Origin of the sequence: Lysinibacillus zambalensis (genome assembly GCF_040183165.1) — a bacterium.
GTDB classification, from domain to species: Bacteria; Bacillota; Bacilli; order Bacillales_A; family Planococcaceae; genus Lysinibacillus; species Lysinibacillus zambalensis.
Map to the genome: position 1 here is coordinate 75,392 of NZ_JBEGDG010000007.1, position 9,791 is coordinate 85,182.

Here is a 9,791-nt window from a genome sequence, read left to right on the forward strand (position 1 = left end):
ATTCTGTTGGATTTAATTTTTAAACCACACAATTAATAAATCAAGATTATATCTATCTCTATTTTCGTATTAAAAAATTCTACAGATTTCAATTTTTGAAATGTAAAATTCTACGATTTTGATTTTTTAATTCTATAGTTTTGAGTTTTCAGTTTATAAAATTCTGCACATTTCATTTTTTGTTTTCAAGAATTCTAAAGGTTTCAATTTTCACATTTATAAATTCTATATTTTCTGTTTATTAATCATAAATTACTTACTTCTTCATATTTTATATGTCAAAAGAATAATCGTTATTACCCTCTATAAGCACTCTGAATTAAATAAAATTGAGATATTACTTAAACACATACAGTAAATTATCTTTTGGCATAGCTAGCGTAATCGTAAAGCGATGTTTCTGTTATTTACGACACCAAATATCATTCATTACAAAACGTTATGTATATATTTATTTAAATCTTAAAAAATAAGCCTGTAAATGCGTCATATACTGAGCACCTTCTTATCATTGACTAGCAAGTAACTTCATGTATCCCTTTTGCAGCTCTTTCATTTGATCTTTGTAGTGATCGGTTTCATCTTTAGTAAAGCTTGGTGTAAATAAGTTAGGTATCTCTAGCTCTACATCAGAATTGTATACTGAAATTTCATAACGAGCCAAGTCGTATTTATCAACTAATTCAAAACCATATTCTTCATTAATATTGTTAATACACTCTTCTCTTACTTCTTCATTCATATGTAATAAAGTATTATATACCTCGTATTTATCGTAGTTTATTTCTGAATTGTACCCCACTGAATTGTTAACAACTAACTTTAATTGATTTATCATTTTCATTCTCCTTTTTATTTATTTTATAATTTTATTTTCCCTCTTCAGTATATCACATCAACTTAACTTGTATAACTGTAAAATTGGATTATTTTTCATATTCAGATTAAACAAATAACTAATTAATAGTTAATATGTAATTTTTAGTTATTTTATTCATTTAATCAGCAATTTCTCCATCAATACTCCAAATTAACTTCATCCAACGCTTATGTATCAATACTTTCTAGTTCTTTAGGAATTTATCTTATAAGTAAGCTATAAGTAAATTATATATATCTTACTTGTAAGATACAAGTGTTTTTTTAAAATAATCTGCAAAATTTTAACTTGTTAGTTATTATTATGTATTTATTAATATGAAACTACATTTTGCCTTAATTGTTTTAACGTTGAAGATCAATATCTATTGGCTTCTATGACCACTACTCTTACAAGTCCTCATGGACTAAAGTTATTGGAAAAGTTCTCATACACAAATTTTATCTGGATCACTTTTTGTGTTCTATTCATTTAATAGGAAGAAACTCAAAATAATTTATGCTGTACACTCAATAAACCCAGTAGTATCAACGTTTCAAATGAATAACGAAAAATTAATTAATAAAATACATAAAATGAGTTGACGTACATAAACTATGGATGGTAATATAAGGACAGTTAATAAATGAGTTCTAAAGGAGTGCATAACATGACAGTTGAAGAAAAGAAATGTTTACTCAGATCACTAATACATGAGTTATGCGAACTGATGATACTTAAAAGTAAATCGTTAACTTTCCCAACTACTTATTGTGAAAACTTAATTTCGAAAGTTGAAAATTTAAGACTTGAAATTCTATTAGATCAGTAGTACAATTTAATTAATAAAATACATAAAATTCAAAGGAGAGTATAAAAATGAAATTACAAAACAAAATCAGCGCACTATCTGCTATGACAGCTAAGGAGTTACAAGGAGAGGTAAATAAAGAAGGTCTAACGTGGTATAACCGTGAAGAAAAGCGTAAGATGCGTAAAGGTGAAATCGTTACAATGTTAATAACTCATTATACTGAATTAGATAAGTTAGATGTAAATGAAGAAAATACACAAAGTAATGAATTAGAAATAGAAACTTCTACTACAGTACAACTTGTTACATACTTCAAAGAACTTGCTTCTAGTGCTGTATCAACTGCGAAAGAAGATTATAAACAAGCTACACAACAATTAATTAGTGTTAAAGAGTTGTTATCAGATGCAATGGTAAAACTCCAGGACAAGCTTACTGACAAGAAAAACAAACTACTAGCTCGTAACTGGAACCTTACGATTAACAATATCAAATGTATCGTATCAACTGCAGAAAGAAAGATTAGTACTATAGCATAAATAAAAGTAAATATTATCAAAACTATTCCACTACCCCGTTTAATTAAATAATAAAATAAAAAAGGATGGTAATTAATAATGAGAAACAAAAACATTTTACTTTCAATTACTGCAGCTTTTACAATTTTCACTGGAGCAACTACAAATACAGACGCATTCGCTAAAGAAATAATTAACACTTCAAATAAATATACTGCAGTACAAACAAATGAATTAAAAGACAATCAAACTGAATTATTTTACATGTACAGTAATGATAAAGGACATTACTTCCTTGATCCAAAATCTGAATTTGAGAATGTAATTTATGTTGGTTTGAATGATTATTTGATTGATAGTAATTTTACAATCGACACTACTTCCCTTCATCATGGTAAAAAGTTTATTGGTACATTTGCAGATGATTCATTATGGGAATTAACGGGATTGGAGGCTGTAGATAAATGAAAACTTTTGAATATGTCGTTACAAATGAAATGCTTGGTGATATGGAAGGTCATATAAACGCTGCGTCATTAGAAAACGCTATTGATGAATTGAAGGATTATTATGCTCATAAATTAGGCGTCGATTATGATTCAGTAAATATTCAATCAATAGAAGAAATAAATGATTAAATTTAAATGATATAACCATTTTAAATAAAGTTGAATAACCCCCTACTCTCCTTGAATTAGAACCGTACATAAAAGGAGGTAGAACAATTGAAAGTATATGCAGATTTAAGACACATTATAGATGATTTACAAGCAAGTAAGAATTCTAATGAGCTGTACAGCAAGATCCAAAAGTATAAAGAAAACATAAATAGTATCGCAAAGGAAAATGAAACAAGTATCATTGTTGAAGTTATTCAGAATGAATTAATTGTTGTTGCTGATAATGTTGATAAACACATTAAATTAAAATTTGATGATTGAGAGTACTCCCCTACTCTCTAATTACATAGGAGGAATCATAATGATTAGTAAAATTAAGTCTGTATTAGATGATTTTTTATGGATGGATGATGACTCGCAAGAAGATAAAAATTCATTTTATAAGTTTGGAGTTACTGTAAATGCGATATCAGTTACTTTATTCTTAACGATAATTTTTATTTAATAAAATACATAAAATTAGTTGTGTTTTATAATAAGTGGTGTATAATAAGTATTAATAAAACATTTACTTATTGGAGGTTTTACCCATGACAAATAAAATCAAAGTTATCGAAATCAAAAGAGAATTCTTAAACGGCAATAAGACAGTGGTAATTGAAGAAACTTGCGCTAGATGTAGTGGTAACGGAAATTTTGCACACATGAAACACGTTGACAATGGCATCTGTTATAAGTGTGAAGGAACTGGAGTAACACCTAAGACAATTAAAGTTAGTAGCAATGAAGAAATAGAATTAGTAAACGAAACTGTTAAAATTAAGCCATTAGTAACAAAAAAAGTTAACGATGATGAAGCTATGAGAAATGCGATGATTAGAATTAATGAAGAAAAGAAAGCCAAGCGTCTTGAGTGGGAAAGAATTAGAGAAGAAGATGAAAGATTGCAACGTGAAATTGAAGAAAATTTTGAACCCTTTACATGGGATTGATAGCTAGTACCGAGTCATTTAGTTGACTGCTTGAAGGTTAATCTAAGTAAGTAAATTAGAAACAATTATTTATTTAGATTAGCTTTCAAGTCTGAAAAGGTTTTATAATATATGCTTTTTATCTAAAAATTAAATAACAAAATACACAAATTTACTTGTAAAATCCATTCAAATTGTATATAATTTTATTTAAGAAAATACATAATATTAAAAGGTGGTAATTCAAATGAAACTAGATCACAAACAATCAGCTTTAAACTTTATGAAAGTAATTAATTCTAATGTTGAATATGCAATCAAGGCGACTGAAAATAGTTACCATAGTAAGTTTTTCATTGTTGTTAATGGTGATCGTATTGAAAACTTCAGCAAAACAAAACGTGGAGCAGAAGGATATATTAAAAAGTATTCATTTAGTTACTATGATGAATATTTCCAAGAAATGCGTGAAGCAGGAGCAAATCTTGAAATTGTTGAATTATCATCTTTTGATATTATCGACTATTACAATAACGCAATCATTTGGTTTGATACAATGATAACTAGATGGAGAATTAGACAAGGTAATATCTACATGCTTACACTAGCTAAAAATTTGGAATGTAGCGATAACGTAATTAAGGTTATTGAATCTATTTTAGAAAATTCAGATGGGAACTCCTTCCCTTCCCTATCAATGGTTGGATTAGAGGAAATTGAAGAAAATGAAGTAGTTGAAACTGATACTCCAGAAGCTTCTACTGAAACAATTGAAGAGACAAACAATTCTATAACAATGAAGCTGAATGATGAGAAAAACGGAGTTGAGTTATACTTTACTGATAAACCTAGTGAAGAAATTCGTACTCAATTAAAATCAAGTAGCTTCAGATGGTCTCGCTTTAACAAATGTTGGTTTGCTAAACAAAATGGAGATACTTTAGCTTTAGCCGAACTATTATCAAGTGGAAATATTGAAGTTACAGAAGTTAGTGAACCTTTTGAAATTGAACCAGTGGAGTTTGTTGATATTACACAATTTAAAATAAATGAAGAAACAGAAAAACGATTAATTGACAATTCATTATTCAATAATGGAAAAGAAGTTGGTAGAGAAACAAAACAACTACAACTAACACTAACTAATTTGTTAGAGAATACAAAAGAAGTTATCGAACTAGCTGATAATATTTATAGTAAGAATACACTTATTAATGGTTTCAATGCCTTTTGTGAACGTTACACAAGAGAATTAAACAGTTATCTATATCAAAGGTCTGTAAATCCAGGATGGGCTGTAACTGGTCGTGGTGGGCTTAATATCAATAGATATAACAAGAAACAAGATCAATTGCATAATAAAATGGGTAAAGTTGTAGAAATGTTAGAAAAGCAAAAATCAATACTTGAAAAGTATGAAAGTCGAATAATACGCAACAATGCCAATAAAGAAAAACAAGACATTGACAATGCTATTGCAAACATTGATGAATGTACTATAGTCTTTACAACGAAAAAACGTGCAGTATCATTAAGAAGTGGCTTTACTAATGATGTAAGATGTTATATAAGTGCAAATTATTATATTGCAAAAATCGGTGGATGTTATCGAGTATTTGACAATGTGACTAATAAAGAGATTTGCGATTTTAAGACTACTGATAAATTAGACTATGTTAAGAAATATGTAATGTATTTAGAAAGTCAACGTGTAAAGCAAGCTATATAATATTAAGTAATAAAATACAAAATGGTAAGGAGTTATTTTAAATGAAAATTAAAATAGTAAAAGAAACAGGTTGCTTTATGTACCTTGATGAAAATAACAATATGACAGATTATTTCTTTCTTAATATGTACCGCTTCGACCAATTACCAAACGAACTATTAGAAGCACTTAAAACACGCCTAGAGATGGAAAAAGTAATTCCTTTAGGAATATACAATAATCTTTTCGACAACAGTCTATATTTAGTGTGTAAAAATAAGAAGTTTGTCAATGATGATTATGCATTTACATTTAAGTATTCACCAGAAGGAATTGAAAAGGCTTTAGGACATGACTTTTATAATGGAAACATTAATAATACTAATAAAGGTTTCATCCCTTTACATGACTTTAGAGAGCTTAAAACTACGGTGTAAAAGCCTATGATTACACGTAAAGAGCTTCATAATCACATTGGGTTCAAAGAGCGTGTACGTGGCTTTATAAGTGTAGTTATTAATAAATTAAATCTTAATCCAACTACCCCACTACCTACAACAAAATTAAAATTTGAAAAGTGGAAATGTGAACCGCTTCACAATGGTATATCACATTTTATAACGGTATGTAATGATGATATAGAGGAAAGTTTACGTGGTATAGAAATGTTAAATGGAAAAGTAATTGAAATGGTTAAAAAGTCAGAAGATGAATATAGAATTGAATTTAAAAACAATAGAGTCTACAAATTGAGTAGATATATTTAGCGTAGATTTATTTAATAAAATACATAAACACTATTGTGTTTTATGTATATAATGGTATAATAGAATTATATTAAAAGAAAGGAGTTGAAAAAGTGGATATCGAGCATATTATCATGCTTGTAGGTTCTGTAGTCGCAATCTTTAAAGGAATTACTTCTTCCTTAAAAGACATACACGACATAAGGACAAGCAAAAAACGACCTTCTTCTAAGCCTCAGCAAAAGTCAAAGAAGAAAAGTCGTAAGTAACCGAAGGGGGATTTATTCCCCTTCCCTATTGATAATATATTAACATATCCGCTTAAAATATGCTAAAGAAAATCGGTTATCTAAATTTATTTTTCATTGTGTTCTTACCGCTTTTGATGTATCAATGGATTGATTTTGGAAACTTAAATGTATTTGATTGGGTAGTTATTGTAACTTATGGAATATTTGTGATTGTATTTATAATTAGAACTGTGATTGCTGTGATTAAATCAAAGGAAACTTAACAATGAAAGTTATAATTTTAGAGTAGCCAATTTATATTTTTGGTTGCTCTAATTTAATTTTAATTAACAAGATACATAAAAAAAGGGTTTATATGTACAGAAACACATGGTATACTATATTTAAGTTAAATGTTTACATAGTTCATTCAAAAGGTTGTAGATGCAATAAGGCATCAAACCAAAAGGAGTTCAACACAATGACGGAATCAAGAATTATTTCAACTAACCGTTATGAAGGTAAACGTACTGCTATCATCAGAAACGGCATGGAAAGCTTTGAGGTTATAATTGATAAAGTGACTGGTATTACTGAAGTATGGAAAGCACAATTCAAAAAATTAGAACGTGGATATGAAGAGGAAGTATTTCCAAAGTTAATCTTTAAGGGTAATACGAAGTCTGTTAAGTCTAAATATAAAAGTCCAAAAGAAATGATAAACAATTACATGATGAATGGATTGATTTAAAACCACTGGTTAGGTGGTTTCTTTTTGCGTTACTTATGGTTATGAATTAGTTGTAGTAAAATTAATATACAAAATACATAACAAAAGATTTATCATAATTTTAATATGATTAGAGCAGACACATTATAGAGCTACACCGCTTCCCTACTTCACTTGTAAATTAAAATTGAAAAGGAATTGATTAGATGAAATTAAAAGATATAGATTGCGAATTGTTGTCAGAGAAAGAAAAGGAAATAATTAATTTTGTAAGTAAACATAAATACAACAAATTAATTTATACTGAAGAGTTATTAAATTTAATTCATGTCAAATATGAAATTAAAGAGAAGTTGAATGGAATATCAAGCAATAAGTATCATGGATATATTTGTGTATACAATGATGATACAATAATAGCAATATTAGAGTTTGACAACCTAACAATTGATGAAGACGCTAAAAAGTATAATTATAAAAACATTCCAAGAATAATGTTAACTCATCATTGGAAAACAGAAGTTCACTATGCATTATACGAATGCTTATTAAAGTTTCTTCCTGATAATATTAGACTGAAAAACTTAATACGTATTTTTAATAAATAAACTTATCATAAATAAAAGTCTTGTCCCTATTCGTATAAAAAATAGATATTTCATGTCCCAACTCGTATATGCTAAAACAGGTGTAATACCCAATGTTCATAAGGATATTGTAGCACTTTTTACAATTTAAGTTCTATTATATTAAATACATAATTTAAATAAGTTAGGAGTATATAATTAATGAAGAACATTAACAATTTAACAAGAAAAGAAAGAGAAGAAGTAATTAGATTAAGTATGAATCATTCAATTGTAAATGGTAAAGCTTATGATAATGAAACAGGAGAATACATTGGAGATAGGTTTCAGCATGAATGGTTAACTCCTATTAAGAAGACAATTAAGAATATCAATCCACTCTATACAAAAGAAAATAAGAACGCTATAGAGATACACTGTGAAGGTAATGGAGGTTTTGTCTTTGCATTGTTTAAAAGTAATTCAAGTATATTGGACAGACTTCCACTACTTTCAAAGCAAGATATTGCAAGATTGATGTACATTGCAACCTTTACCCACTATTATACTGGACGCTTACAAAAAGGTGATGGAACTGTAATAACTACAGACACCTTCCCTGCCTTAGTAAGATTAACAAAGCAACGTGCAGTCGAATACTTAAACAGATTGATAGAATCAAATGTAATTACAGTAAGTCAATACAATGAATTGATAATGAGTAAAGAATACTTCCTTAGAGGAACAACAAAGGATATAGAAAGTAATAACATAAACTACACAAGGTTATTTAAGAAGACAGTTAGAGACTTATTTCAAAAGGCTAGCAGTCGTGAGATCACTCACCTTTCAACTATCTATATGACATTACCATACATTAATTTATATCATAATATAATCAGTTATAATCCACATGAGAAAGATGTTGACATGGTAAGAGCAATGGATACTAGAGTGTTATCAAGTGAGTTAGGTTATAGTAGCTATAACAAGTTAACTGCAATGCTTAATAAGCTTACAATAGACAATCAGTCAGTCTTTACATACTACATAGATGTTAATGATAGAAGAAAAAGAAACGTTGTAGTTAATCCTAGAGTAGTTTATGCAGGTAATAACGCCAATCAATTAGAAAGTGTCAAAGGAATGTTTAATAAATCTACATAATCAATTTTATATATTTCATTTATTCTAATTAATAAAAGATACAGAGATACTGTTCACGATTATTACATAATCATTCACAGGCAACGCTAAATAAATTTAGCTTATGCATTATATTATTTACATAACAGTTTAATATTTAAATTAGTAGTGAGTTGAAATATACTTGCTACTTTTTATTTTGGATAGAGTTTTGATTATTTAATTTTGCTGATTAGATACTGTTATTTATAGTTTTATATAGAATACTGACAGATACAGAAAGGAATGTGAGGAATATTAATTGTATAGATTAGTGAATTGATAGTGTAGCGAGTAGGATTGATTAGTTAGATAGGATTAATAAGGTAAAGTGACATACGAGATATAGATATACTACTATTTATTGAAAAAGAATACCTCGACTCAGCGCTGACTGTTATACTACGAATATAACAGCACGACACGTATTCATCCCACTTAAAAAAGCAAAGAATTAATTTTATATAATATAGTTATACTTTTATGGCGATAGGAATATATGTTCGTATTTTATAGTGAGTTATGAGGGTGTTTTAGCTGTGTGAGTGACAGTTTTATATACCATTTATTGTCAGTTATAGGTAAAATAATATACATTATATCCTTTAAACACTGGATATGGGGGGGTATGTTTACATCTTGAGGTCATAAGCGTGTTCAAATATCAGGGCTACCACATCTATTCCCACACCATGATATTTTTTAGATTTCTACTTTTTATAATTTCTACTCTTCTTCCTCTCACTTTCTAATTCCATAATACTAATTACCTAAAATTAGTGCTACATACCTATTTTATAATTTCTCTGTTACTCGTAATCGTAATCGTAAATTTCATCAAATA

General features: G+C 28.2%; 14 protein-coding genes. 13 read left to right on the forward strand and 1 reads right to left on the reverse strand.

The window, feature by feature from the left end; all coding sequences use genetic code 11:
• Positions 1–508 precede the first annotated feature (508 nt).
• The gene (locus ABNX05_RS11375; RefSeq protein WP_349659849.1) at positions 509–838 is read right to left on the reverse strand and encodes a hypothetical protein; all 330 of its coding nucleotides are present in this window, start codon (positions 836–838) and stop codon (positions 509–511) included.
• A 936-nt stretch (positions 839–1,774) separates the two neighbouring features.
• On the opposite strand from ABNX05_RS11375, the gene ABNX05_RS11380 reads away from it, so the two are divergent.
• The 13 genes from ABNX05_RS11380 to ABNX05_RS11440 all read left to right on the forward strand — a co-directional run bounded on the left by ABNX05_RS11380 (position 1,775) and on the right by ABNX05_RS11440 (position 8,929).
• The gene (locus tag ABNX05_RS11380) at positions 1,775–2,212 is read left to right on the forward strand and encodes a hypothetical protein (RefSeq protein ID WP_349659850.1); all 438 of its coding nucleotides are present in this window, start codon (positions 1,775–1,777) and stop codon (positions 2,210–2,212) included.
• Positions 2,213–2,290: 78 nt separating this feature from the next.
• Positions 2,291–2,659: a hypothetical protein gene (locus ABNX05_RS11385; RefSeq protein WP_349659851.1), complete on the forward strand. Its 369-nt coding sequence runs from the start codon at positions 2,291–2,293 to the stop codon at positions 2,657–2,659.
• Positions 2,656–2,829: a hypothetical protein gene (locus ABNX05_RS11390; RefSeq protein WP_349659852.1), complete on the forward strand. Its 174-nt coding sequence runs from the start codon at positions 2,656–2,658 to the stop codon at positions 2,827–2,829. The genes ABNX05_RS11385 and ABNX05_RS11390 overlap by 4 nt, the downstream gene beginning before the upstream one ends.
• An 87-nt stretch (positions 2,830–2,916) precedes the next feature.
• Entirely contained in the window at positions 2,917–3,132 is a 216-nt protein-coding gene (locus ABNX05_RS11395; protein ID WP_349659853.1) for a hypothetical protein, read from the forward strand.
• A gap of 40 nt (positions 3,133–3,172) precedes the next feature.
• Positions 3,173–3,316 (forward strand): hypothetical protein, encoded by a 144-nt coding sequence (locus ABNX05_RS11400; RefSeq protein ID WP_349659854.1) that lies wholly within the window; start codon positions 3,173–3,175, stop codon positions 3,314–3,316.
• Positions 3,317–3,401: 85 nt separating this feature from the next.
• Positions 3,402–3,803: a molecular chaperone DnaJ gene (locus ABNX05_RS11405; RefSeq protein ID WP_349659855.1), complete on the forward strand. Its 402-nt coding sequence runs from the start codon at positions 3,402–3,404 to the stop codon at positions 3,801–3,803.
• Positions 3,804–4,029: 226 nt separating this feature from the next.
• The gene (locus tag ABNX05_RS11410; protein WP_349659856.1) at positions 4,030–5,511 is read left to right on the forward strand and encodes a hypothetical protein; all 1,482 of its coding nucleotides are present in this window, start codon (positions 4,030–4,032) and stop codon (positions 5,509–5,511) included.
• 41 nt (positions 5,512–5,552) lie between these two features.
• Complete coding sequence (locus tag ABNX05_RS11415; RefSeq protein ID WP_349659857.1) at positions 5,553–5,927, forward strand: hypothetical protein; 375 nt, start codon at positions 5,553–5,555, stop codon at positions 5,925–5,927.
• A gap of 6 nt (positions 5,928–5,933) precedes the next feature.
• The gene (locus ABNX05_RS11420) at positions 5,934–6,257 is read left to right on the forward strand and encodes a hypothetical protein (RefSeq protein ID WP_349659858.1); all 324 of its coding nucleotides are present in this window, start codon (positions 5,934–5,936) and stop codon (positions 6,255–6,257) included.
• A 92-nt stretch (positions 6,258–6,349) separates the two neighbouring features.
• Positions 6,350–6,505 carry a hypothetical protein gene (locus ABNX05_RS11425; RefSeq protein WP_349659859.1) on the forward strand — a complete coding sequence of 52 codons (156 nt, stop codon included), beginning with the start codon at positions 6,350–6,352 and terminating at the stop codon, positions 6,503–6,505.
• A gap of 442 nt (positions 6,506–6,947) precedes the next feature.
• Positions 6,948–7,217 (forward strand): hypothetical protein, encoded by a 270-nt coding sequence (locus ABNX05_RS11430; RefSeq protein ID WP_349659860.1) that lies wholly within the window; start codon positions 6,948–6,950, stop codon positions 7,215–7,217.
• A 185-nt stretch (positions 7,218–7,402) separates the two neighbouring features.
• A complete protein-coding gene (locus ABNX05_RS11435) occupies positions 7,403–7,804 on the forward strand; it encodes a hypothetical protein (protein ID WP_349659861.1) in 402 nt (133 codons plus the stop codon).
• A 180-nt stretch (positions 7,805–7,984) separates the two neighbouring features.
• On the forward strand, positions 7,985–8,929 hold the full coding sequence (locus ABNX05_RS11440) for a hypothetical protein (RefSeq protein WP_349659862.1): 945 nt from the start codon (positions 7,985–7,987) through the stop codon (positions 8,927–8,929).
• The last annotated feature ends 862 nt before the right edge of the window (positions 8,930–9,791 follow it).

What these genes read in the sequence shown, in the direction of transcription:
- ABNX05_RS11375 (WP_349659849.1), bottom strand. Translation starts at nt 838, where the DNA reads ATGATAAATCAATTAAAGTTAGTTGTTAACAATTCAGTGGGGTACAAT.
- ABNX05_RS11380 (WP_349659850.1), top strand. Translation starts at nt 1,775, where the DNA reads ATGACAGCTAAGGAGTTACAAGGAGAGGTAAATAAAGAAGGTCTAACG.
- ABNX05_RS11385 (WP_349659851.1), top strand. Translation starts at nt 2,291, where the DNA reads ATGAGAAACAAAAACATTTTACTTTCAATTACTGCAGCTTTTACAATT.
- ABNX05_RS11390 (WP_349659852.1), top strand. Translation starts at nt 2,656, where the DNA reads ATGAAAACTTTTGAATATGTCGTTACAAATGAAATGCTTGGTGATATG.
- ABNX05_RS11400 (WP_349659854.1), top strand. Translation starts at nt 3,173, where the DNA reads ATGATTAGTAAAATTAAGTCTGTATTAGATGATTTTTTATGGATGGAT.
- ABNX05_RS11405 (WP_349659855.1), top strand. Translation starts at nt 3,402, where the DNA reads ATGACAAATAAAATCAAAGTTATCGAAATCAAAAGAGAATTCTTAAAC.
- ABNX05_RS11410 (WP_349659856.1), top strand. Translation starts at nt 4,030, where the DNA reads ATGAAACTAGATCACAAACAATCAGCTTTAAACTTTATGAAAGTAATT.
- ABNX05_RS11415 (WP_349659857.1), top strand. Translation starts at nt 5,553, where the DNA reads ATGAAAATTAAAATAGTAAAAGAAACAGGTTGCTTTATGTACCTTGAT.
- ABNX05_RS11420 (WP_349659858.1), top strand. Translation starts at nt 5,934, where the DNA reads ATGATTACACGTAAAGAGCTTCATAATCACATTGGGTTCAAAGAGCGT.
- ABNX05_RS11430 (WP_349659860.1), top strand. Translation starts at nt 6,948, where the DNA reads ATGACGGAATCAAGAATTATTTCAACTAACCGTTATGAAGGTAAACGT.
- ABNX05_RS11435 (WP_349659861.1), top strand. Translation starts at nt 7,403, where the DNA reads ATGAAATTAAAAGATATAGATTGCGAATTGTTGTCAGAGAAAGAAAAG.
- ABNX05_RS11440 (WP_349659862.1), top strand. Translation starts at nt 7,985, where the DNA reads ATGAAGAACATTAACAATTTAACAAGAAAAGAAAGAGAAGAAGTAATT.